This window comes from Acinetobacter vivianii (assembly GCF_014635885.1).
GTDB lineage: Bacteria > Pseudomonadota > Gammaproteobacteria > Pseudomonadales > Moraxellaceae > Acinetobacter > Acinetobacter vivianii.
The window spans coordinates 1-24,357 of record NZ_BMDR01000012.1 but is presented as its reverse complement, the minus strand read 5'-3'; the positions used below and the strand labels follow the sequence as shown (position 1 = coordinate 24,357).

The 24,357-nt window shown below is 42.9% G+C and carries 24 protein-coding genes, 4 tRNA genes and 1 riboswitch; of the genes, 21 read left to right on the top strand and 7 right to left on the bottom strand.

The genetic code is table 11. From position 1 onward, the window contains the following. Positions 1-6: 6 nt before the first annotated feature. The gene (gene ftsW, locus IEV36_RS17425) at positions 7-1,200 is read left to right on the top strand and encodes a putative lipid II flippase FtsW (protein ID WP_004773975.1); all 1,194 of its coding nucleotides are present in this window, start codon (positions 7-9) and stop codon (positions 1,198-1,200) included. A gap of 50 nt (positions 1,201-1,250) precedes the next feature. On the opposite strand, the gene gluQRS is transcribed toward ftsW, so the two are convergent. The 5 genes from gluQRS to thiC all read right to left on the bottom strand — a co-directional run bounded on the left by gluQRS (position 1,251) and on the right by thiC (position 6,428). Beyond that, positions 1,251-2,183, bottom strand: coding sequence for a tRNA glutamyl-Q(34) synthetase GluQRS (gluQRS, locus tag IEV36_RS17420; RefSeq protein ID WP_005255558.1), 933 nt, complete (start codon positions 2,181-2,183; stop codon positions 1,251-1,253). A gap of 3 nt (positions 2,184-2,186) precedes the next feature. Next, positions 2,187-2,717 carry an RNA polymerase-binding protein DksA gene (gene dksA, locus IEV36_RS17415; protein ID WP_004773977.1) on the bottom strand — a complete coding sequence of 177 codons (531 nt, stop codon included), beginning with the start codon at positions 2,715-2,717 and terminating at the stop codon, positions 2,187-2,189. Between the two features lie 290 nt (positions 2,718-3,007). Beyond that, positions 3,008-3,823, bottom strand: coding sequence for a 3',5'-cyclic-AMP phosphodiesterase (gene cpdA, locus IEV36_RS17410; RefSeq protein ID WP_005255556.1), 816 nt, complete (start codon positions 3,821-3,823; stop codon positions 3,008-3,010). Positions 3,824-3,845: 22 nt separating this feature from the next. Then, the gene (locus IEV36_RS17405) at positions 3,846-4,457 is read right to left on the bottom strand and encodes an NUDIX domain-containing protein (protein ID WP_004773979.1); all 612 of its coding nucleotides are present in this window, start codon (positions 4,455-4,457) and stop codon (positions 3,846-3,848) included. A gap of 75 nt (positions 4,458-4,532) precedes the next feature. After that, positions 4,533-6,428 (bottom strand): phosphomethylpyrimidine synthase ThiC, encoded by a 1,896-nt coding sequence (gene thiC, locus IEV36_RS17400; RefSeq protein ID WP_005255554.1) that lies wholly within the window; start codon positions 6,426-6,428, stop codon positions 4,533-4,535. A gap of 84 nt (positions 6,429-6,512) precedes the next feature. Beyond that, positions 6,513-6,633, bottom strand: a riboswitch (TPP riboswitch). Positions 6,634-6,780: 147 nt separating this feature from the next. Between thiC and phoU the strand changes: the two genes are divergently transcribed. Then, a complete protein-coding gene (phoU, locus tag IEV36_RS17395; protein WP_004773981.1) occupies positions 6,781-7,503 on the top strand; it encodes a phosphate signaling complex protein PhoU in 723 nt (240 codons plus the stop codon). A 295-nt stretch (positions 7,504-7,798) separates the two neighbouring features. On the opposite strand, the gene IEV36_RS17390 is transcribed toward phoU, so the two are convergent. Both IEV36_RS17390 and argH read right to left on the bottom strand, forming a co-directional pair. Next, positions 7,799-8,071 (bottom strand): oxidative damage protection protein, encoded by a 273-nt coding sequence (locus IEV36_RS17390; RefSeq protein ID WP_004773983.1) that lies wholly within the window; start codon positions 8,069-8,071, stop codon positions 7,799-7,801. Positions 8,072-8,120: 49 nt separating this feature from the next. Further along, positions 8,121-9,551, bottom strand: a complete 1,431-nt coding sequence (gene argH, locus IEV36_RS17385; protein ID WP_032863770.1) for an argininosuccinate lyase — start codon at positions 9,549-9,551, stop codon at positions 8,121-8,123. Here argH and IEV36_RS17380 point away from each other — a divergent pair. The 19 genes from IEV36_RS17380 to IEV36_RS17290 form a co-directional block, all read left to right on the top strand. Beyond that, positions 9,542-10,687, top strand: coding sequence for a sensor histidine kinase (locus tag IEV36_RS17380; protein ID WP_005255549.1), 1,146 nt, complete (start codon positions 9,542-9,544; stop codon positions 10,685-10,687). The two genes, argH and IEV36_RS17380, sit on opposite strands and share 10 nt — an antisense overlap. 59 nt (positions 10,688-10,746) lie before the next feature. After that, complete coding sequence (locus IEV36_RS17375; RefSeq protein ID WP_004773988.1) at positions 10,747-11,487, top strand: LytR/AlgR family response regulator transcription factor; 741 nt, start codon at positions 10,747-10,749, stop codon at positions 11,485-11,487. Between the two features lie 110 nt (positions 11,488-11,597). After that, complete coding sequence (hemC, locus tag IEV36_RS17370; protein WP_032863816.1) at positions 11,598-12,515, top strand: hydroxymethylbilane synthase; 918 nt, start codon at positions 11,598-11,600, stop codon at positions 12,513-12,515. Beyond that, on the top strand, positions 12,516-13,289 hold the full coding sequence (locus IEV36_RS17365) for a uroporphyrinogen-III synthase (RefSeq protein ID WP_005255545.1): 774 nt from the start codon (positions 12,516-12,518) through the stop codon (positions 13,287-13,289). Beyond that, the gene (locus IEV36_RS17360; protein WP_005255543.1) at positions 13,286-14,113 is read left to right on the top strand and encodes a hypothetical protein; all 828 of its coding nucleotides are present in this window, start codon (positions 13,286-13,288) and stop codon (positions 14,111-14,113) included. Before IEV36_RS17365 ends, IEV36_RS17360 begins: the two co-directional genes overlap by 4 nt. A 6-nt stretch (positions 14,114-14,119) precedes the next feature. Next, positions 14,120-15,313 carry a hypothetical protein gene (locus IEV36_RS17355; RefSeq protein WP_005255540.1) on the top strand — a complete coding sequence of 398 codons (1,194 nt, stop codon included), beginning with the start codon at positions 14,120-14,122 and terminating at the stop codon, positions 15,311-15,313. A gap of 8 nt (positions 15,314-15,321) precedes the next feature. Beyond that, positions 15,322-15,762: an acyl-CoA thioesterase gene (locus IEV36_RS17350; RefSeq protein WP_005255539.1), complete on the top strand. Its 441-nt coding sequence runs from the start codon at positions 15,322-15,324 to the stop codon at positions 15,760-15,762. Positions 15,763-16,153: 391 nt separating this feature from the next. Then, positions 16,154-16,480, top strand: coding sequence for an H-NS histone family protein (locus IEV36_RS17345; RefSeq protein ID WP_004773997.1), 327 nt, complete (start codon positions 16,154-16,156; stop codon positions 16,478-16,480). A gap of 177 nt (positions 16,481-16,657) precedes the next feature. Continuing rightward, the gene (gspN, locus tag IEV36_RS17340) at positions 16,658-17,401 is read left to right on the top strand and encodes a type II secretion system protein N (protein WP_005255537.1); all 744 of its coding nucleotides are present in this window, start codon (positions 16,658-16,660) and stop codon (positions 17,399-17,401) included. After that, complete coding sequence (locus IEV36_RS17335; RefSeq protein WP_005255535.1) at positions 17,401-18,240, top strand: type II secretion system protein N; 840 nt, start codon at positions 17,401-17,403, stop codon at positions 18,238-18,240. Before gspN ends, IEV36_RS17335 begins: the two co-directional genes overlap by 1 nt. A gap of 40 nt (positions 18,241-18,280) precedes the next feature. Continuing rightward, on the top strand, positions 18,281-20,539 hold the full coding sequence (gene gspD / locus IEV36_RS17330; RefSeq protein ID WP_004774003.1) for a type II secretion system secretin GspD: 2,259 nt from the start codon (positions 18,281-18,283) through the stop codon (positions 20,537-20,539). A 62-nt stretch (positions 20,540-20,601) separates the two neighbouring features. Continuing rightward, positions 20,602-21,216 (top strand): FHA domain-containing protein, encoded by a 615-nt coding sequence (locus tag IEV36_RS17325; RefSeq protein ID WP_005255534.1) that lies wholly within the window; start codon positions 20,602-20,604, stop codon positions 21,214-21,216. A 70-nt stretch (positions 21,217-21,286) separates the two neighbouring features. After that, positions 21,287-21,952, top strand: a complete 666-nt coding sequence (locus IEV36_RS17320; RefSeq protein WP_005255532.1) for a phosphoglycolate phosphatase — start codon at positions 21,287-21,289, stop codon at positions 21,950-21,952. Between the two features lie 112 nt (positions 21,953-22,064). Beyond that, positions 22,065-23,558, top strand: coding sequence for an anthranilate synthase component I (trpE, locus tag IEV36_RS17315; protein WP_005255530.1), 1,494 nt, complete (start codon positions 22,065-22,067; stop codon positions 23,556-23,558). 99 nt (positions 23,559-23,657) lie between these two features. Beyond that, a tRNA-Thr gene (locus tag IEV36_RS17310) sits at positions 23,658-23,733 on the top strand. 53 nt (positions 23,734-23,786) lie between these two features. Continuing rightward, positions 23,787-23,870: transfer RNA gene (locus tag IEV36_RS17305), tRNA-Tyr, on the top strand. A gap of 29 nt (positions 23,871-23,899) precedes the next feature. Continuing rightward, positions 23,900-23,975, top strand: a tRNA-Gly gene (locus IEV36_RS17300). An 11-nt stretch (positions 23,976-23,986) separates the two neighbouring features. Continuing rightward, positions 23,987-24,061 (top strand) — tRNA-Thr (locus IEV36_RS17295). A gap of 164 nt (positions 24,062-24,225) precedes the next feature. Then, a partial coding sequence (locus IEV36_RS17290) for a GTP-binding protein (protein ID WP_227591698.1) occupies positions 24,226-24,357 on the top strand: 132 nt, incomplete at its 3' end.

Here is a 24,357-nt window from a genome sequence, read left to right as displayed (position 1 = left end):
AGAACTATGGCTGACTTAGCCCAAAATACGGTACAGAAGATTTCGCAATTGCTGAATCGTTTACCTAAGCTACCCGCAGAAATGACGGCACGAAATATCCTGATTTTTTGTGTGATTTCGTTGCTATGTTTCGGTTCAATCATGGTTGCATCGGCGTCAATGCCATATGCGGAATATATCCATGAGAGTCCTTTTTACTTTTTGATTCGTCATGGTATTTCGATTGTGGTTGCTGCGGTGGTGGCATTTTTAACCTATCGGGTTTCATTGAATCTCTGGTTTAAAAATGCTTTCCCTTTATGGCTCATTACTATTGTTCTGCTCTTGGCAGTATTGGTAGTGGGGTCTGAAGTCAACGGTGCGCATCGCTGGATTAAAGTTGGTGGCTTTACCTTACAGCCAACCGAGATTGCCAAAATTGTCATGGCGATCTTCACTGCGGATTATGTGGTACGCCGTGCCAAGGAAGTCCGTACACACTGGAAAGGCTTGCTACGTTTAAGTGGTGTGATGGCTTTAACCGTGGGCTTTATCGTCGCTGAGCCTGATTTGGGGGCAACCGTTGTTATTGTCCTGATGATGGTGGGCGTGTTCTTCTTGGCAGGTGCACCAGCGACCCAGTTCCTGATCATGCTGGGTGCGATTTTTGCGGGTGTCAGTGCGCTGATTATCTTCGAGCCATTCCGTTTCCAGCGTCTGATCTCATTTACCAACCCTTGGGCAGATCCATTGGGTGTCGGTTATCAGCTCTCGAATGCCTTAATGGCCTTTGGTCGTGGTGAATGGTTTGGTACGGGTCTAGGGCACAGTGTCCAGAAGCTATCTTATTTACCTGAAGCGCATACGGACTTTATGTTGGCGGTATTAGGAGAAGAGTTCGGCTTCTTTGGTGTGTCCGTGGTGATGATCCTGTCATTTACCATGCTGGCGTGTTGTATTCGTATTGGTCATCGTGCCTTGCAGCACAATTATTTGCGTGCGGGCTATTTGGCCTACGGGATTAGCATCATTTTCCTGATGCAGATTCTGGTAAATGCGGGCATGAACATGGGGCTAATGCCAACCAAAGGCTTGACCTTACCCTTCATTAGTTATGGGGGGACATCATTGATGATGTGTGCTGCGATGATCAGTTTAATCCTGAAAATTGATGCATCGACACAAGAGCTGAACCCTGTGAAAGAAGAGTCGAATTTCTAGGATATTGAAACAAATAAAAAGCCCTGTCATGATGCAGGGCTTTTTATTGCTTATAAATAGGTACCAGTTAAATGAATACCTTGCGGAATCAAATTTACATCCCACTGCTGTACGGCCTGTTGTAGCATGATACGTGGCTGATCCAGTTCAACAGATGCTTGTCCCAAAGCTAAAATAGCCTGATGCAGAAGTTCGGGTGCTTGGCTGATATCAAGGGCTTGTGCCAGATTCTGTTTAGACAGCTTTTGGCCCTGATCATTCATGGCCAGAGGGAGATGCATATAACTTAGGGCGGGATAATTGAGTAAAGACCCTAGCCAGATTTGTCGAGCCGTATTGTCGAGTAGATCTGCACCACGCACCACATGGGTAATGCCTTGTAGATAATCATCGACCACCACCGCCAATTGATAGCTGATAATGCCATCACGACGCTTCAAGACAAAATCACCTAACTCATTTTGCAAGTTAGAACATTGTTGGCCTTGTAAACGGTCTTGAAAACAAATCAATTGATCTGCGACTTTTAGACGAATCGCCTGATTGGCAAAATCCAGATTCAGATTGCGACAGGTACCTGCATAGATGTGATTGGAGCCCAACATTTTCCGTGTGCATTGGCAAGCGTAAATGTCTTGTGATTGCTTGAGCTGTTCAAGCACTTGCTCATAAATATCTAAACGGTCTTTTTGGAAAATAATCTCCGCATCTGGTTCAAATTGAAATGCATCGATACAGGAGAGGATATGTGTTTCGCTATTGGGATAAATGCGGGGAATGTCGGTATCTTCAATACGGACTAGCCATTTGCCTTGATTGGCTTTGGCATCACAATAACTGGCAACTGCGGTGAGCAGTGAGCCAAAATGCAATGGGCCGGTTGGCGATGGCGCAAACCGACCCACGTAGCTACAACAATCTGGTTGCTGTTGGAAGCATTCTGGCGAAACAGCTGCTTGCTGTTCCGCAGTATGTTCAAGCATGGTTTAACCGTTGTTTTGCTTTTCTTTGATTTCAGCCAAAGTTTTGCAATCGATACAGAGAGTCGCAGTTGGGCGAGCTTCTAGACGACGTAAGCCAATTTCGATACCACAGGTTTCACAGAAACCATAGTCTTCGTTCTGAATGGCTTCAATAGACTGTTCAATTTTACGAATGAGTTTGCGTTCACGGTCACGTGTGCGTAGTTCAATCGCAAACTCTTCTTCTTGAGTTGCTCGGTCATTTACGTCAGGAAGTGCACTTGATTCGTCTTGCATGGTGTTCAAGGTACGATCAACTTCAGACATTAACTCTGCTTTCCATGCGTTCAAAATTTGGCGGAAATGCACAAGTTGTCCTTCAGACATATATTCTTCATTTTTCTTCGGCTGATACGGCGCAATACCAAATAAGCTCGCAGTTGTACCACCTTCTGAAGCTTTCGGTTTGGTTTTACGTACGCGCTTCGCCGATTTTTGATCGTCGATCACTTCTGTCTGTTCGTCCAAGACTTGATTTTGGTTGTCATTCGCCATATAGGGCATTCCTCATCTTACACGTACTATCTATACGCAAAAAATATGGTGATATGCAAGTGTTTTTATAGAAACCTAAGATGGTTTTTTCCATCAAGGGTCGACATCATATAGAGTTTTTGGACAAGATGGTAGTCATTCCCGTCCAGATTTTGTGTGAATTCGTCAATGTAATTTGTAATCAAAAGTTTTAGGAACTGCTGCTATTTCAGCCATGCATTGTGTTATAGGCTAAAACGACATAAACAAGGCATGAAATGCAGACAATGGCGATTCCCTTGTCAAGTTTCCTAATCATATCCCAGCACTTCAGAACTACTCATTCGCTGCGAAGTGGGAAGTCGATAGACCTGAGTTTCCAGTTCTCCATTGGCTTTCAGGCGGATTAAACGATAGCCTGGATGCTCCTCATCGAGTGCGAATTTCTCGCTTTTAGGTTTGAACTGAATACAGGTCGATGGGGTAGATAAAAATTCAATGCCTTGCCAGGTATTGATTGAATCCTGATGCACATGCCCACAGATGATCGCCTTTATATTGGAGAAGGGCTGAATGGTTTCCAGCAGGTCAGATGAATTCTTCAATTTGTGCTGATCAATCCATGCCGATTGCATTGCAAAAGGGTGATGGTGGCAGGCAATAATCACGTGACGATCATGCAATTGGTGGAGTAAGGTGGTTAAACGTTGTAACTGTACATCGCTGATTTTTCCATCAATACGCTGAGGCTGGGCACTATTCAATAAGATAATGCTCCATTGTCCTAACTCGACAACGGTCGGTTGGGTTTGATCTTCCTCATGAAATGGAAAATGCGTGACATCATCATGATTGCCTGGGGTATGAAAAAAAGGAATTCCCAGCGTTTGCATGTGTTGTACATAGCGTTTATACGTTAAAGGTGTTGGCGACTGGGCCAGATCACCTGTGTGTATGATCAGATCGATATGAGGATGTTGCTGGCGCATCAAGTCGATAACTGCATGAAAACTTTGCTCGGGTTGCATGCCGACAAATTCGAGGTGGGGATACTCTAATAAATGTGTATCGGTAATCTGTATCATCACAAAATCTTGCTGTGATAATGATGAGACCTTGAAAGTCACCGTCGTTAGCCCCTTCAGATTCTTATCTTTGTTGTATGTGTTGAGCCAGCCACTGTAATGCCATGATCACAGGTGCGTTTCTCAACCGCCCGTTATGAAATAATGCTTCTAATTGGGAATAATCAAACAGATGAAGTTGAATGTTTTCACCTTCATCTGGCATCCCAAAAATACCCCCATCTTCTGGAAGATGAACGTCTGCAACATATAAATGGAAAAATTCGGAGCAGGCACCAGCAGAAGGGTAGAAGCTAAATAAATGTTTTAATTCAGTGATCTCGCACCCAGACTCTTCTAAGCTTTCACGACGGATGCAGCTTTCTGGAGACTCATCTCCATCAAGTACACCTGCAATAACTTCGAGTTGCCAAGGTGAAACAGGATCATTGACGGCCCCTACACGGAACTGTTCAATCAATGCAAAGCGTTGTTGCTGGTCGCTATAAAGCAAAACGCCAGCTGCTTCAGGACGATGAACCAATTCACGTTGAATCAAGGACGAGTAATCTTTTCGGTGAAATAACCGATGTTTTAAGCTCACTTTCTCAACTTGAATGAACCCTCGAAACAATGGTGTTCGAGATTCTATCGTAACGTCGGTGGCTGAATAGCTGGCGTGGTCAAGAATATTCATCTTCAATCAGGATGAGATTGTACATATCTCATCCTAACCGAGAATGATTCGCAGGCAAATCTTTTTTTAGTCGATTTACACTTTGTGGTACAATTTTTGACCATGTTCCTGATAAGCGGTTTTCATGGCATTGAGACCTGCTTCAACTTCTGTTTCCGCATCATTTGACTGCTTGGCATTGTGTTGATTTTGCGCATAATCTCGCACATTTTGGGTGATTTTCATCGAACAGAATTTTGGACCACACATTGAGCAGAAGTGGGCTGATTTATGCGCTTCTTTTGGAAGTGTTTCATCATGCATACTGCGCGCGGTATCAGGGTCCAGACTTAAATTGAACTGATCATCCCAACGGAATTCAAAACGCGCTTTTGATAATGCATTATCACGAACTTGAGCACCTGGATGACCTTTGGCCAGATCCGCCGCATGGGCTGCAATCTTATAGGTAATGATGCCGTCTTTAACGTCTTTTTTGTTCGGTAAGCCCAAGTGTTCTTTTGGCGTCACATAGCACAGCATTGCGGTTCCATACCAGCCAATCATCGCTGCACCAATCGCAGAGGTAATATGGTCATAGCCTGGCGCGATATCTGTTGTGAGTGGCCCAAGCGTATAGAATGGCGCTTCTTTACAGACCTCAAGCTGTAGATCCATATTTTCTTTAATCATGTGCATTGGCACGTGACCAGGCCCTTCAATCATCACTTGTACATCATGTTCCCAAGCACGATGGGTCAGTTCACCCAAAGTTTTAAGTTCGCTAAATTGAGCTTCATCATTGGCATCCTGCACGCAACCTGGACGTAGACCATCGCCTAAGCTAAATGAAACGTCATAGGCTTTCATGATTTCGCAAATTTCGTCGAAATGCGTATATAAGAAGTTTTCTTCATGGTGCGCCAAGCACCATTGCGCCATGATTGAACCACCACGAGACACGATACCTGTCAGGCGATTCGCTGTCATTGGTACGTAGCGCAATAATACACCTGCATGAATGGTGAAATAGTCCACGCCTTGCTCAGCTTGTTCAATCAGGGTGTCTTTAAAGATTTCCCAAGTTAAATCTTCAGCCACACCATCGACTTTTTCCAGTGCCTGATAGATGGGTACAGTACCGATAGGCACAGGTGAATTGCGGATAATCCATTCACGGGTTTCATGGATGTTCTTACCTGTCGATAAGTCCATGATCGTGTCGGCACCCCAACGGGTTGCCCATGTCATTTTCGCCACTTCTTCATCAATGGATGAGCCGAGGGCCGAGTTACCAATATTGGCATTAATTTTCACCAAAAAGTTACGACCAATAATCATCGGTTCGCATTCTGGGTGATTAATATTGGCTGGGATAATGGCACGACCCGCTGCGACTTCCTGACGTACAAACTCGGGCGTAATCTCTTTTAAATTTTGCGCACCAAAGTTTTGTCCAGCATGCTGACGTATATCGACGCCTTCACGTTGACGCTGGTTTTCACGAATGGCGATATATTCCATTTCAGGGGTAATTATGCCTTGCTTGGCATAGTGCATTTGCGTGACATTTTTCCCTGCTTGGGCACGACGTGGGTTTTGAATATGGGCGAAGCGGATGTCGGCAGTACGAATATCTTTTAAACGGGCCTGACCGAATGCTGAGCTGAGGCCTGAAAGAATGTCACTATCTTGACGTTCATCAATCCACGCTTGGCGAACCAGTGGCAAACCTTTATTCAAATCGATTTTTACATTGGGATCGGTATACACGCCAGAGGTGTCATAGACCATCACTGGTGGGTTGTGTTCACCGCCTAAACCTGTCGGTGTTTCTGTTAAGCTGATTTCACGGAAAGGCACTTGGATGTCTGGGCGAGAGCCTTCGACATACACTTTTCTTGAAGCAGGTAGGATACGGGTTAAATCTTTAGCGTCTTGCTCATGTTGAGCAGAAATATCAGCAGGGGAAAGATTCGTTAACTGGTTCATGGCATGATCCTTATGTATGGCATTAACGAATCAAGCACGACCAAAAACAATGGCGGATTTATCTCTATGATAAATAAAGGCTAAGTTTTTGCTGGGCTTGATTCCTACGCAGGTGTTAACCTGATCAGGTTCAACGGTACTTGCCTTTAAATTCTGTGATTAAGACAATCTCAGCAGTTTGTTAACTGCGCTCCGTCAAGCGACGCGTTTAGCGTAACAGATTTTAAAATTTTTGTTGTATCAATTCACACCAATTTACAATGCGTAAATCCATGCTATTGTCATAAAACTTTCATCATTTCTATGTTCTAATCACCAATCAATTTTTCCATGTGTCTAGTGGAGGCATACTGTGAGCCCAAGCAATCCTGTGTTAAGTCATCATATTTCTTCACAATTTAATGAAGACTTGCAAGATGTGCATACCAAGTTTATGACCATGGGCGGATTGGTGGAGCAACAAGTTGCTAACTCAATTCATGCTTTATTGGATACAGATGCGAATTTAGCCATTGATGTGCAATTCAAAGACAATGCCGTTAACCAGTTTGAACGTGATATTGATGAAGGTTTAACCCTGATTCTTGCTCGCCGTCATCCCGCTGCGATCGACTTGCGTATGGTGATTGCCATGAGTAAGGCCAATACCGATTTAGAGCGTATTGGTGATGAAGCTGCAAAGATTGCCCGTATTGCACAAAACTTGTGTGAAGAAGGTGAGTCACCACGTGGTTATATGGAAACACGTCATATTGGTAATCAGGTGCGTGTCATGATTCATGATGCTCTGGATGCATTTGCTCGTTTAGATGTGGAGCAGGCCTTGAAAGTAGTGATGGCTGATGTCGACATTGACCGTGAATATCAATCTGCGACACGTACTTTAATGACCTATATGATTGAAGATCCGCGTCATATTTCACGTGTAATTAATGTGATGTGGGTATTGCGTTCATTAGAGCGTATTGGCGATCACGCGCGTAATATTTCAGAACAGGTAATTTACATGGCAAAAGGTATGGATGTGCGTCATACCAGCATTGAAGAAATCGAACAGAAAGTACATCAGAAATAAGTGTAAAAATGAAATAACTTTAAACCGCTCGATCATGAGCGGTTTTTTAATTTTCAGGTTGTATAAATAAAAAAATCCCAGACTTCGGGGGAAAAGTCTGGGAGAGAAATATCATGCGTTACGTGAGATATCAACGTATCTCTTTGTCCTTCTGAATACAACTATAAGCGGAGGCGTCTGAGGTGTCATGTAGACAACTGTGTATACTCTGTAAGGCTTTATTACTTATGTAAATGTCACGTAAAAAGAGAGCTGAAAACAGCTCTCTTTTTATCGCAGGATAAGGCAAAATGACTTACTTTTGCTCAGTCCAACCCTCTGCTTTTTCTACACTTTCATCGTTGTTGAAGAACTTTTCACGCTGTTCTTCAAGAAACTTCTTTGCATCAGGTTCAAACACATTCAAACGCTTTTCATTAATAAGCGTGGTTTGGTGTTTTAACCATTCCTGCCATGCCTGCTTTGAAACAGTTTCAAAGAATTCCTGACCTTTCGCACCTGGAAACGGTGCGAAGTCCAAGCCTTCAAGCTCTTGTTTATATTTGCGGCAAAATACTTGTCTAGTCATTATGGCATCCAGTGAAAGCCCCTCTTTGTAAAAGAGGGATATAGGGAGATTAATATAACTGTTCTAGGCGAGTGTGCGCACGCGCAATCGCAGCTTCAACCTGTTTTGGTGAAGTTCCACCAATATGGTCACGAGCATTCACAGAAGCTTCTAAAGTCAATGCTTTATCAAATACATCTGCGGTGATCAAATCAGAGAATTGTTGTAACTGTTCAAGCGTCAATTCGGATAAATCTTTTTCTTCTGCAACACCTAAAGCCACTGCTTTACCGACGATTTCATGTGCATCGCGAAATGCTACGCCTTTTTTCACAAGGTAGTCAGCAAGATCGGTTGCGGTAGAGAAGCCACGAAGTGCTGCTTCACGCATAATTTCGATATTTGGAACAAGCGCTGGAACCATGTCTGCGAAAGCCATGAGTGAACCGCGCACGGTATCAATCGCATCAAATAATGGCTCTTTATCTTCTTGGTTGTCTTTGTTATATGCCAATGGCTGACCTTTCATCAGAGTCAATAAGCTGATCAAGTCACCAAATACACGACCTGATTTGCCACGGACCAATTCAGGTACATCTGGGTTCTTCTTCTGCGGCATGATTGAGGAGCCTGTGCAGAAGCGATCAGGAATATTCACAAACTTGAATTGTGCAGAAGTCCATAAAATCAGCTCTTCTGACATACGTGACAAATGCATCATGATTAACGATGCCGCAGCATTAAATTCAATGGCAAAATCACGATCAGAAACCGCATCTAAAGAGTTTTCTGAAACAGCTTCGAAACCAAGTAATTCAGCAGTATAAGCACGGTCAATTGGATAGGTCGTACCTGCCAAGGCAGCAGAACCTAATGGCATACGATTGACACGCTTACGGCAGTCTTGCAGACGCTCTGTGTCACGTACCAGCATTTCAAACCATGCCAGTAAGTGATGGCCAAATGTCACTGGTTGAGCAGTTTGTAGATGTGTAAAGCCAGGCATGATGGTATGGGTATTTTGACTTGCCAGACTGAGGAGGCCTTTTTGTAAACGAAGTAATAAGCCTAAGATGTCATCGATTTCATCACGCAAATATAAACGGATGTCAGTTGCGACCTGATCATTGCGACTACGGCCTGTATGGAGTTTTTTACCGGTAATGCCGATACGTTGAGTCAAACGAGACTCAATGTTCATGTGAACATCTTCTAAATCAATACGCCATTCAAAGTTACCTGCTTCAATTTCAGCTTTAATTGTGCTTAAACCTTGGATAATGTCGTCACGTTCAGCTTCAGTCAGTACACCTACTTTTGCAAGCATGGTGGCATGCGCAATTGAACCTGCGATATCTTGTTTATAAAAACGTTGGTCAAATTGCACAGATGCGGTAAATTCTGCAACAAAAGCATCAGTTGCTTCAGAGAAGCGACCGCCCCACATTCCAGAGGTTTGATTCGGGCTGGCTGAAGAAGAGGATTGAGAAGATGTGGTCATGGCGGCTCAGTAAAATAAAAAAGAGTATAGCAAATCCAAACACAGTTGCCGAAACTCGACGTAAGAAGTTATCGCAAACTCGTCAGGGGGGAAATCCATCAGGCTCCTATTTTTTTACGAAAATTGGGCAATGGCAACACTTATTAGAATTAATTGTAGCAAGTAATGTGCTGGCGATGGTGCTGGCTTTGGCTGAAGCTCGGTCATGGCAGGCTTTGGAGGGCATTCGTGTCCTGCAATATATGTTTTTTATTAACTGGGTAATTTTGTCTTTTTCGGCGCTGGTGGATTATTTTCAGGATTTTTTTGCCAAATTTAGTCAAAAGGTTGCTCTGGTTTTGGGCTTTATCCTGCTGCAAATGATTGTCCTGTTGACCACCTGTGTTGTGAATGTTCTGCAATATTGGGCTACACGTTCTGGGCCATTTTCCGAAGAGATTCTATTTCATGGAACCAGCTTGCACTTAGGTTATGGGGTATTGCTGGGCGCTTTCTGCATGCGCTATTTATACATGCGTGAACAATGGATGAATCAGCAATACAGTGAATTGAATGCTCGTATTCAGGCCATGCAGGCACGCATTCATCCACATTTCTTATTTAATAGTCTGAATAGTGTGGTGAGTCTGATCGCGATTGATCCTGACAAAGCGGAAAATATGCTGATTAATTTGTCCAGATTATTCCGTGCCAGTTTTCAGGAGCTGAAGCTGGTGAGTCTGGCGGAAGAAATTGACTTATGCCAGCACTATTTAAGTATTGAAAAGATGCGTTTGGGTGAGCGTTTAAATGTAGAATGGAACATACAGGCAACACCAACTGAATTAAAACGGGTCACCATCCCGTTATTAACGTTGCAACCTTTGCTGGAGAATAGTATTTTTCATGGGGTAGAAAAAGTTTTGCAGCCCTCAACCATCAGCGTATTGGTTGAAATATTGCAAAATCAAGTCACTATAGTCATTACTAACCCTTATTCTCACGATACAATAAAATCGAGAAAAGGAAATGGTATAGCGATTGAAAATGTGAAGCAGCGCCTGAAAGCTTATTATGGGCAAACGGTGAAGTTTCAGATTTACGGGGGAGCGTCGTTATATACGACGGTGGTAAATTACCACGATCAAGTAAAATAATAAGTCGAGTTAACCATAAAAATGATGGATATGAAGTTAACGATGACAAGGAGAAAAGGATGAGAGTTCTGATTGCTGATGATGAACCCCTTGCTGTAGAGCGTTTGTCACGTTTAGTGACTCAAATGGGGCATGAAGTCATTGCGACAGCGCATCATGGACAGGATGTGTTAAATCATATTGAAAATGACTCACCAGATGTTGTTTTACTGGATATTCAAATGCCCGGGATGAATGGTCTGGAATGTGCTGAACAGCTCAGCCAGCTCAATCCTCGTCCGGCCATTATTTTCTGTACAGCATACGATCAACATGCATTGGAAGCATTTAAATTTCAAGCACAAGGATATTTACTTAAACCTGTTGCACAACAAGATCTACAGCAGGTGTTCAATCATTTAACTCAACTTACACAAGCACAGATGACTGGCTTACAACAACAAGATGATATGTACGATACTAAAACCCAACGCCAACAAATTGCTGCGAAGACTTATCGCGGGGTAGAGCTGATTCCATTAGAAAATGTATATTATTTTTTAGCGGATCAAAAATATGTCACGGTTCGCCATAAAAATGGCAGCGTACTGATTGATGAAACACTCAAGGATCTGGAGTTGGAGTTCGCAGACCGCTTTATCCGTATTCACCGTAATGCACTGGTGTCTTTAGACTATCTTGAAGGTCTGGAACTGGTTGCAGCAGGACAATATCAGGTTCGGTTACGTGAGCTGGATGAGCGTTTATCGGTGAGCCGCCGTCATTTGCCAAGTTTAAGAGAGTGTATGCATCAATTGTAAATGCGACTTTTCAGCTGAATGAATGATCACTTTATGATTTTTTACTTGCAATTTCGGGTGATCAAGTTAAGTTGGGAGCAATTGCTTTGATCAATACTTCACTTGAATTTATGAAAACCTTAAAAATTGCGACCCGACAAAGCCCGCTTGCACTTTGGCAGGCCGAGCATATCCGTTCTCGTTTAAATGCGCTTTATCCAGATTTAACGGTTGAGCTGGTCAAGTTTGTGACGCAGGGTGACAAAATTCTTGATACACCACTGGCAAAAATTGGTGGTAAAGGGTTGTTTGTTAAAGAACTGGAAGCTGCATTGCTTGATGGTCGCGCAGATTTAGCCGTCCATTCCATGAAAGATGTACCGATGCATTTGCCTGAAGGCCTAACCTTAGCGGTAATTTGTGAGCGTGAAGATCCGCTGGATGCATTCGTTTCGAATCAATACCAGCATTTTGATGAGTTACCGCAAGGTGCAAAAGTCGGTACTTCGAGCCTACGTCGTAAATGCCAGATTTTACAGCAACGTCCCGATCTGGAAATTATTGATCTACGTGGCAATGTCGGTACCCGTTTATCCAAACTGGATGATGGTTTGTATGATGCAATCATCTTGGCGAGTGCGGGTCTGAAACGTTTAGGTTTGTCAGAACGTATTCGTCATTGTCTGGCACCTGTACTTAGTCTGCCAGCAGTTGGACAAGGTGCGCTGGGATTGGAATGCCGTGCAAATGATGACGCATTGTTAAAACTGATCCAGCCCTTACAACATGAAGAAACCTCGATTTGTGTTCGTGCAGAACGTGCTTTCAATGCTTATCTTGAAGGTGGCTGTCAGGTTCCTATCGCAGGCTATGCCACTTTAGCCAATGATCAGCTTCAGATTGAAGGGCGCGTGGGGAGTGTCGACGGACATACTTTATTAAAAGAACAACTGGTTGGCGCGCCAGCCGAGGCTGAGCAACTGGGTGAGCAACTGGCACAACGCTTATTGGCGCAAGGTGCGGGTGAGTTGCTAAAAGCGTTGTATTAAATGCTGTTTATCAATACACGTCCTGAAGACCGTGCGGGTGCTTTAACACAGGCATTGTCCGAGGCGGGTTATCAGGTTGTGGGTTTACCTTTACTTGAACTGGTTGAGGAGCCTTTTTCGGAAGGCTTGCAGCAGCTCTATCAGCAGCTTGATCAGGTTCAGGCAATTGTGGTGGTCAGTCCAACCGCTGTTAAAGTGGGAATGCAATATTTGCAGCAAGCAGGTGTCACACTTGAGCAGTTGCAACATGTTCGATGGATCGCAGTGGGTCAAACCACTGCACAGGCGCTTGCACGATTTAATATTCAAAGTGATGTGCCTCAGGTCGAAAACTCGGAAGGCATGCTGGATTTACCTATTTTAAAACAGCAGAAAAATTTAAAGAAAATTGCGTTCTGGAGGGGGCTAGGCGGACGACAATTCATGATGCAGCAATTGCAGCAGCAGGGGATTGAAGTACTCAATTTTGTCCTTTATCGCCGTCAATGTCCCCAACAAAGTTTTGTGCTATTTCCTGAGATTCTAAACCAGATAAATCCTCAACAGCCTGTTACGGTATTGATCAGTAGCGAAGCAAGCTGGAATTACTGGCAGCAGATGTGTGAACAACAGTCGCCCCGAGCATGGATTTATTTAGTACTGGGGGAAAGGCTGGCACAACTATTAGAAAAAACCAGAACACAGACAAACAAAGCATTTAACATTATTCAGCTTGAAAATTTATCTGCATCAGAGATCATTCAACGCATGAGAGACTGGCAAGGACATGTATGAGAAAAATTGGTTATTTAATATTAGGGCTGAGTTTATTGTGGTTGGCTAAACTCAGTTACGATGTTGCACAATATTCTCAAACGGTTCCCCAGCTTCAACAGCAGCTTACCCAGACTGAACAGCGTTATGCATTATTGAATGATCAATTTGTCGCGGTCCAACGTCAGTTGCAGAATAATCGTGTGGTTGAGCCTACCGATAATAGTTCAATTCCGATGACGGTTGAGGGCATCTCACCGATTATCCTGATTAAGCAGCAAATGCTACTGGTGCAGTTTGCGTTGGATCAGCAGCAGTTTATTTATGCGTTGGAACAACTGAATCAGGCACAGCAACACGTGGTGCAATATGCGGTTTCACCCGCGTTACAAGATAGCCTGATCAAATCGATAGAGCAGGATAAACAGGCGATCCAGCAATTTGTTTTAAATCAAACCCAGCAACAGCAGCAACTTGATCAATTATTGCAGCAACTAGATCAAAAGATTGCGCAAGATCTTCAAAATCCGAAAGTATCCATTGAGAAAGGTGAAAGTGCGACATGGTGGCACTGGTTTAAACTGGAAAAAGTTCAACGCTCATCGCCTGATTTAATGAGCCGCAATATTACTTTGAAAGAAGCACAGTTACGTTTATTGCTGGCATCTCAAGCATTACATGAAGGTCAATTTACTGAATATCAGAAATCGGTTCAGGAAGTGATCCAGTTACTTGCCGAGTTACCTGATCAAAATAGCCAGAAAATGAAACTGCGCTTAGAGAAAATCTTAAACCAGCAAGCAGTGCCAACACCGAAATTAACAAGCTTAGGTTTGTTGGGATAATCTGTCATGAAGCAATTAATGTTGATTTATTTTCTCTCGGCTTTGGTGCTTTTCGCATTATTTTCTGTGTTGAGTTATGGCTATGGAAATGGCTATGTTTATATCTACTGGCGAGAATGGCAGTTCCAGAGTAGTGTTTGGGGGCTGATTGCACTATTTATTGCAATTAGTCTGTTCTCACAATTGTGCTGGTTAGTCGCTAAACGGTATTTCACCCGTGAGCAAAGAAAAAAAGAAACGATTCTGCACTTTAAGGAATTACATCCTTATGAGCAGCTCGGCATTGTCTGGTTGTTAGACGCTTCAAAAGATCAGCAGGTTTTTATTGAGCGGGTATTTACCCAGTCTGGTTTGCTCAGCAATATTATTGATGCACAATTTGATTATCAAAATGGCGATTATGCAGCTGCTTTGCAAAGTCTGGATAAATCCGCACCGATGGCTTTTGAATTGGCTGAATTGCAACGCATTGATATTTTCCTTGAGCAAAAAGAAACCGAGAAAGCGCTGACACATTTAGAATTTTTGGCGCAGCATCAGCTTTCTCCATGGCTGGTTGAAATAGAAACGGCGTATCAACAACGTATTACTGCATTGTGGGGCAAATTGGCGCTACAAGAACCGTGGTTATTTTTGCAAACTACCCAGTATGGTTTGTTGGATGCAGAACATCGTGATTTATGGTTGCAGCAATTATTAATTCATTTTGATCAGGCATCCGTGGATGATCTTACTGCATTACAACAGCGTTATTTGGTGTTGCAGGACGAGATTGAAACGCGTCCCTATAGCAGTAAAGTGCTTTGGTTGAAATTGTTGGCGCGCATGCCTGAGATGAGCGTGCAACATGAAGATCTAGCGCTGCATCTACTACAAGATCAGTTCGATCCAGAAGTGTTTTATTTGTGGTTTCAGCAGCAATTGCTCAAGCAGATTCCAGATTATGCCTATGTTGAACAACGTATTATTCAACTGGAACAGCGTTATACCAGCGTTCCAATGCTGGCCTTTGCAAAGTGGCATATTTATACCGCAACACAGCGTCAGGCAGAGGCAGAGCAGTTATTAACTTTATATCCTGATAATATATTAATGAGTTATTTAAGGATTAAGTCGACACTGGGTGATAATCAGGACTTAATCAAGCAGTTAAATTTAATATTTGAAAATGATGTAAATTTTCTTAATTTCAAGATATGAGTGTAAATATGAAAGAACTGTCTGTCTATCCTGTTATTCATCGGCAGGCTGTGGCTTGGGGCGATATGGATGCTTTTGGGCATGTCAATAATGTGCAGTATTATCGTTATATGGAAAGCGCCCGTATTGCCTATTTAATGGCATTAAATATCTTCGATCAGGAGATATTGACAGTAGTTGCTTCAAGTCAATGTAAATATTTAAAACCCGTATTTTATCCCGATGTGTTACATATTGGTGCGCGTATTGAAGAGCTGAGAAATAGTGCTTTTCGTATGCATTATGTATTATGGAGTGAAAGCCAGAATCAGATTATTGCCACAGGTGAGGCAGTGATGGTTTGTGTAGATAAAGTAACATCAGGCAAACTCAATATCCCCGATTCGATTAGACAGAAGATTATTCAGCTAGAAGAAAATGTAGAACATCAATTAATAACAAACAAATAATTATAAAGACAATTATGTCTATTTTATTTGAATATATAAGAAATTTCATAATGTGGTGTTTTTGAGAGTATCGCAGAACAGCTACTTCAAAAGCACCATCCTATAAATGAGCAAATCAGAAATTTTTTAGTGAAATTTAAGAATACGTTAATATAATTGTTGTTTGGTGTGGCCCTTTATTTAATTTAATAAAATCTATTTTTTATATCAAAACTCTACTTTTTTTGTTTTATTGTAAATAAAAAGCCATTTTATTGTTGATATGCGATTAAGTGGGCTATTCTTATATTGATTATTTAATCGCTTATAAATTAATATTGAATAGAATTCTAAATTCATTTTTTTATTTTGAGTGATATATTTTTTTTCTTATTAAGTTGGAGTGGTTCGAATGAAACCAGATATTAGCGAATTATCGGTAGAAGATTTAAAGCGTTTACAAGCAGAAGCAGAAGCTTTGATTGCAAGCAAAAAAGATCAAGCAATTGAAGATGCTTATAATCAAATTGTTGCAATTGCTGAAGGCATTGGCTTTAGCGTTGAAGAGTTGTTGGAAGTGGGCGAGCAAAAGCGTAAGAAAACAACACGTAAAGCTGTAGAGCCACGCTACCGCAACAAGAGCAATACTGAAGAAACTTGGACTGGCCGTGGTAAACAACCACGTTGGTTAGTTGCTGAGTTAGAAAAAGGTGCAAAACTTGAAGATTTCTTGATCTAAGCAAGTTTTAAAGTCATCGTTTTGTCATACGATGACTTTATCCTAATTCAAAAGCCAGGCTTAAAAAGCTTGGTTTTTTTATATGAGAGAATTGGCGATGTTGAAAAAGTATGCATAATGTCATTCAGGGGCGAGTGTCTCGAAAAGGATGATATTTTGCATGTTGGTAAGGGTTGAATGAAGAAAAAAACCAAGCAATGGAGATGGTGGCTTTTCGCCATTTTTGCATTTTTAATTTTTATTATTTTACAAATTCCAGCGACATGGTTAATTGCAAAATTCTCAAAAGATAATCAAATATTACATAATGTCAGCGGCAATATCTGGCAGGGGCAGGCAGATTGGCAACGTGGCCAGCTGCGAGGTTCAGTTCATTGGAAAACCCGCCCTTTAGATTTGTTATTGTTACGTCTGGGCGCAAATCTTGATATCCATAGCGGTAATACGCAATTCAGTGGGGTATTCGGTTATGGTTTAGGTCAAAAAATCATGATCAAGGATCTTCAAGGCGCTATTTCTCCTGAAACATTAAAGTATTTTGCCAATTGGCAATGGCCTGAAAATTCTATTCAATTGAAAGACGTACAATTTAATTATCAAAAAGAAAAAGGGTTTAGTGCTGAGCAAGGTCAATTGAACTGGGGTGGCGGGGCATTGAGCTATACCTTTGGTCAGCGTCAAGACCGTATGAATATGCCGTCATTGGTGGCTGAGATAAAAGATGAGAACGGCCAACTCCAGATTGATATTCGTGATCAGCGTAGCCAGAAAATGGGAAATCTCAGCCTAGATGCCAACTTGATGTTAGATGTGCAATTGACGCAACGGATGCTGTTGAATATTCCATCTTATCAAGGTAAAGCTGGACTAGATACCTATGTAATTAGTTCGCGTCAGCCGTTGTTGCAGGGTGGTTTCTGATGAAAGCAATTACTCAAAAAATGCAACAATTGCGTTGGCAGAAGCTTGATAAGTTAAGTGGTCTGATTCTGGCTTTACTGATTTTATGGTTGTGCTGGAAGTTAGCTTCATTGTTCTGGTGGGTGGTTGCACCGCCACAACCGATGCAGTTTGATCGGGTGGAACTGGGTTCGCAGCAGGCCCAGGTTCCTAACATCAGCTCATTTGCTTTATTTAATGAGCCAGCGGCAGCTTCGGCAGATGACAATGTCAATCTGGAGTTGCAAGGTGTATTGCTTGGTCACCCAAATCACTTGTCTTCTGCGGTCATTAAAATGAATGATACAGCTGAACGCTATCGAGTAGGTGAAACGGTGGGCTCAACCTCGTATCAACTCTCCGAAGTGTATTGGGATCATGTGATTTTGCGACAAGGTAATGGCGCAACACGAGAAGTCAAATTCAAAGGATTGGACAATGGTTTATATCAACCGGCAGCACCTGTTTTAAATAATGGATCGAGTGTCCCGCCAGCAGCAGCGCCTGCGCCTACCCAGAACTCACCTCAATCTGCACTTGGACAGGCAATCCAGCAAATGCAGGATAACCGAGAGCAATATCTGAAAAATATGGGCGTAAGCAATGGCGGGGATGGCTATGAAATATCGGACAAGACGCCGTCGAATTTAAAAAATACCTTAGGTTTACGTTCGGGTGATCGTATTTTATCGATCAATGGACAAACCGTCGGGCAAGGACTCAACGAAGTGCAATTATTAGAGCAAGTACGTCGTGAAGGGCATGCCAAAATAGAAATAAAACGTGGTGATCAGGTGATGACCATACAACAAAGTTTTTAGTGATCACACGTCACACATCAGTTAGGAATAAGTGCAGGTTATGGCTTTCTTGAATCATCAACGTCCACTTTGGGCATTACTTGCCGCAGCACCTTTGGTGGCGACAATCAGTACCCATGCGCAAGCACAAACATGGAAGATCAATCTACGTGATGCGGACTTAACAGCATTTATTAATGAAGTTGCTGATATTACAGGTAAGAACTTTGCTGTTGATCCGCGTGTACGTGGCAATGTGACGGTTATTTCCAACAAGCCGCTGAATAAGGATGAGGTTTACGACCTGTTCTTGGGTGTGCTCAACGTCAATGGTGTGGTAGCACTTCCTTCGGGAAATACGATCAAACTGGTACCAGACAGCAATGCCAAGAACTCGGGCATTCCGTACGATGCGCGTAATCGTGCAGGTGGTGACCAGATCGTAACGCGTGTGATCTGGCTACAAAATACCAATCCTAATGATCTTATTCCTGCATTACGTCCATTAATGCCGCAGTTTGCACATCTTGCTGCCGTGGCTGGAACCAATGCCTTAATTGTTTCTGATCGTGCTACCAATATTTACCAGCTTGAAAATATTGTCCGTAATCTGGATGGAACTGGACAAAATGATATTGAAGCAATCAGTTTGCAGTCGAGCCAAGCCGAAGAAATTATTGGTTTGCTAGAGACGATGAGTGCGACAGGCGCATCAAAGGACTTTATAGGATCGCGTGTTCGTGTGGTTGCAGATAATCGTACCAATCGTATTTTGATTAAGGGTGATCCAGACTCACGTAAGCGTTTACGTCAAATGATTGAAATGCTGGATGTGCCTTCAGCAGCTCGCTTGGGTGGTTTAAAAGTTTTCCGCCTGAAATATGCAAGTGCTAAAAATCTGGCTGAAATTTTACAAGGTCTGGTCACAGGGCAATCGGTTTCTTCTTCATCTTCGTCGTCATCAAATAGCAACAGTAGTTCAAATTCGATCAATAACCTGATTTCAAATAATCAGAATTCAGGCTCATCATCGGGATCATCTTCTGTTTCGACGCCTTCGATTAATTTAAATAGTAATTCTAGCAATAGTCAAAATGCTGGCATTACCAGTTTTAATCAGGGTGGCGTTAGTATTATTGCGGACCCTGCGCAAAATGCTTTGGTGGTGAAGGCTGAACCACAATTGATGCGTGAAATTGATGCTGCGGTTCAGCAACTGGATACGCGCCGTCAGCAAGTCATGATTGAAGCAGCGATTATTGAAGTGGTTGGAACTGATGCTGATCAGTTGGGCGTGCAATGGGCACTGGGTGACTTGAATAGTGGCGTAGGATTAATTAACTTTTCCAATTTGGGTTCTGGACTATCAAAAATCGCGGCGGGTTATTTAACCGGTGGTGCAGCGGGTGCGGCAGGTGCTTTAGGTGATGGTGCATCGATTGGTATCGGGAAGTATAAAGAGGGCAGCAATGGCTCTCGTCAGTTATACGGCGCATTGATTCAGGCATTAAAAGAAAATACCAAGTCTAACCTTCTTTCAACCCCTTCTATCGTGACCATGGATAATGAAGAAGCCTATATTGTGGTTGGTCAGAACGTTCCTTTTGTAACAGGTTCGGTCACCACAAATAGTACAGGCGTTAATCCTTATACGACGGTTGAGCGTAAAGATGTCGGGGTGACCTTAAAAGTCATTCCGCATATCGGTGAGGGTGGTTCTGTCCGTTTGGAAGTCGAGCAAGAAGTCTCTAACGTTCAGAACAGCAAAGGTCAGGCGGCCGATTTGGTCACCAGTAAGCGTGCAATTAAAACTTCGGTATTGGCAGATCATGGACAAACCGTTGTGTTGGGAGGCTTAGTCTCAGACAACACAACTTTGGGACGTCAAGGCTTACCTATATTAAGTGATATTCCGTACTTGGGCCGACTGTTCCGTTCGGATAATCGCAGTAATGAAAAGCGTAACCTGCTTGTCTTTATCCATCCGACTATTGTTGGGGATTCTGATGATGTTCGACGTATCTCACAACAACGCTACAATCAGCTTTATAGCTTGCAGTTAGCAATGGACAAGAATGGTAATTTTGCCAAATTACCTGAAAATGTTGCAGATATTTATAGCCAGCAGCCTGCGGCAAATTCACCTTATCAAAAAGTGCCGACTGCGACGCAAGCTCAAAAAACAGTTGTGGTGACGACACCTGTTGCGGTGGAACAACCGCAAGTGCAGCAGAAAACCGTGCAACTCCCTGTGAAAGAAACCGAACGTAGTAAAAACACGGTAACGACAACCACGATTCGTCCTGCGTCTTCACAGTAGCTGCACAGAAACGCTTATGTCACAATGTTACGATTGCGGGAAACTATAAAGGATATGCATCTATGACTTGGAAATTACAAGCCATTACAGGTGAATTTACGGGGCAGGAACTGAATATTGAGCGTGATATGTTGGTTGGCCGACATCAGGATGCCGATATTTTGTTGCAATCAGCCGATATTTCACGTCGTCATGCCGCGCTGTTGCTCAAAGATCAACAGCTTTGGGTGCAAGATTTAAACTCGTCCAATGGCACATTTATTAATGATGCACGCATTGAACAGGAAACTGAATTGCATGATGGCGATATTCTGCAATTTGCCAGCTTTGTGTTCTCGGTGCTTGCTCCAGCAGTGGAAACGGAATTACCTGAAATTGAAGCAGAGCCTGTGACTGCAAATACGCATGATCAAGGTATGCCGAGTATTGCGGAACGTGCGGTCGAAACACCAATCACACGTGATGGGATGCCACAACAGGTCGCGATTCCAAAACCAGCACCAATTCCTGAAGGTGTGCAGGTACAGGCTGTGCCTGAACCACAACCTGTTGCGCTTGAAGAGCCTGTTTCACGTGTGGCTGAAGAGAAAGAGCAACAGAAGAATGCTTCAGTTGGACTCATTTCAATTATTGTATTGATCATTTTAGCTGTGATTGCCTGGCTGTTCTTTAAATAATCGGGCGAAGCTTCTACAATCAAGGCATGCCCACGTTGGTATGCCTTTTTTATTTTTAGGGTGAAATGTCATGTCTATTGCACAGTTGCAACGTCGTCATCTGGTGTTGTTTGATCTGGATGGAACGCTGGTGGATTCGGCTGCTGACTTATATCGTGCCATGAATCTGAGTCTGACAAAACTGGGTCTACCTCTGGTGACTGAAGCTCAGGTTCGAGTCTGGGTGGGTAAGGGCGCAGCAAAATTATGTGAAGCTGTCCTGACACATTTATTTGGACGGGTCGATGATCAACAACAAGAGCAGCTGTTAAACACCTTTATGCAGGTGTATGCGCAAGAGCTATGTGTTGATACACGAGTCTATGAGGGTGTTCTACCATTTCTGGATTATTGTCAGGCCAATAATATTGCAATGGCCTGTGTTACCAATAAGCCAGAACATCTGGCGCGAGGGATTCTGGATGTTTTAGCGCTTGCACCTTATTTTAAAATGGTGGTTGGCGGAGATAGTCTGGCTGAGCGTAAACCACATCCGTTACCGCTTTTGCATTGTGTGCAACAAGAAGGAATCTCTACAGCTGAAACCCTGATGATTGGGGATTCAAGCAATGATGTAGAAGCTGCAAGACGTGCAGGTATTGATTGTATTGTAGTCAGCTATGGCTATAATCATGGGGAAAGCATTTATGACTGCCAGCCACAGCAAGTGGTTGATCGTCTGGCAGAGCTAGTTTAAGAAAATCAGATAGGGAAAGAGGTGTGAGGATGATGATGGTTTTTCGATGGCGGGATTAAAGCAGCATTAAAACAGGGAAACGCAGATAAATCGAAACCATAAGAGATAACTCATGACAACATCAATCCAGTTTGAACAATTAAAAGCAGCGGGCTACAACACCATTCCAGTTTATCGTCAACGCTTGGCTGATACTGAAACCCCGTTATCTGTTTTTGCACGTTTTAAGGAGCAGAAACAAGCCTATCTATTTGAATCGGTAGAGGGTGGCGAGAACTGGGCACGCTATTCCATGATTGGGCTAGGTGAGTCTACCGTTTTTTCATGCAATGCGGGTGTGTTAACCATTCAGCAGGCAGATGGTACGGTGACTCAGCAAGATTGTGCAGATCCGTTTCAATATATTCGTGATTTTCAAAGTCAATTTAAAGTCCCAAGCAAAGCTGAGTTACCTGATCTACCAAGTTTTACCGGTGGTCTGGTGGGGTACTTGGGTTATGACGCCGTTCGTTATATTGAGCCAAAACTGAAGAATGTACCTACTGCTGATCCAGTGACCTTACCTGATCTATGGTTGATGCTGTCTCAAACAGTCATTGTTTTTGATAATTTGAAAGATACTTTGTTCTTGATCCATCATGCTGATGTGAATGAGCCAGATGCCTATAACAAAGCACAAGCTAAGCTGGATCAGCTAGAACAATTACTGGCAACACCAGTAAGTTTGCAAGCAAAACCACATACCGCACCACATTTTGAATCGATTACTGGCAAGGAAAAGTTTCTGGAAACCGTGGATAAGGTGAAGGAATACATCCGTGCTGGGGATGTAATGCAGGTGGTGCCTGGTCAGCGTATGGTGTCTGACTTTGATGGTGAAGCTTTACAGGTTTACCGTGCATTGCGCCATTTGAATCCATCGCCTTATTTATTTCTGGTACAAGGTCAGACGCTGACAGATCAAAAGCCTTTTCATATTGTTGGTTCATCACCAGAGATTTTATCTCGTCTTGAAAATGGGATTGCAACAGTACGTCCTTTGGCGGGGACACGACCACGCGGTAAAACCAAAGAAGAAGATCTGGCATTAGAACAAGATTTATTGGCAGATGAAAAAGAGATTGCTGAGCATCTGATGTTGATTGATCTTGGGCGTAATGATGTGGGGCGTGTATCCAAGATTGGTAAAGTGCAAGTGACAGACCGTATGGTGATCGAGCGTTATTCGCATGTTATGCATATTGTGTCCAATGTGCAGGGTGAGGTGCGTGATGATATTGATGCCTTAGATGTGTTTAAAGCCACTTTCCCAGCAGGAACCCTTTCAGGTGCACCAAAAATACGTGCCATGGAAATTATTGACGAAGTTGAGCCAGTAAAACGTGGTGTATTTGGTGGTGCTGTTGGTTATTTAGGCTGGCATGGGGAAATGGACATGTCGATTGCTATCCGAACCTGTGTTATTCGCGATAAAAAGGTATATGTGCAGGCTGGAGCAGGGCTTGTTGCAGACTCAAATCCTGAATCTGAGTGGAATGAAACCCAAATAAAAGCTCGCGCAGTGATCAAAGCGGTTGAATTATCGTCAAACGGATTGATTTTATGAGTTTTTAACGGTTTTTTTTAAAAAAGCACTTGCATCGATTCTAAGTTTTGCTAAACTGCACACCGTTCCGATACGAAACGTACGAAACACTAAGAAAGAGCCGGCATAGCTCAGTTGGTAGAGCAACTGACTTGTAATCAGTAGGTCCACAGTTCGAATCCGTGTGCCGGCACCATCTTAAAAGTGTGATAGTATAAAGTAAAGAACAGCACTGTGTAAGTGTGATATGGTGAGATTCCCGAGCGGTCAAAGGGGGCAGACTGTAACTCTGCTACGAAAGTTTCGAAGGTTCGAATCCTTCTCTCACCACCATCTAACTTCGATAGAAGTAGTACCAACATGCGGGAGTAACTCAGTTGGTAGAGTGGCAGCCTTCCAAGCTGCATGTCGCGAGTTCGATCCTCGTCTCCCGCTCCATCGAAGATGTCGCTCTTATAGCTCAGTGGTAGAGCACTCCCTTGGTAAGGGAGAGGTCTCGAGTTCAAATCTCGATAAGAGCTCCAGATATACAGTTTAGTGGTTTATCCACAAGATTTTAAAGAAGCAGGCTATTATAGTCTGCTTTTCAAGTATTAGGTGTCTAGTTTTTTAGGCGATTGTCGATAAAGAAGGTTTTTCAGGGTTGTTTTTCTCTAAACTGGTGTCGACGTAAACGAGGAAAATCAAAATGGCTAAGGCTAAGTTTGAACGTAACAAACCACACGTAAACGTGGGTACAATTGGTCACGTTGACCATGGTAAAACAACTTTAACTGCTGCGATTGCAACGATCTGTGCAAAAACTTACGGCGGTGAAGCT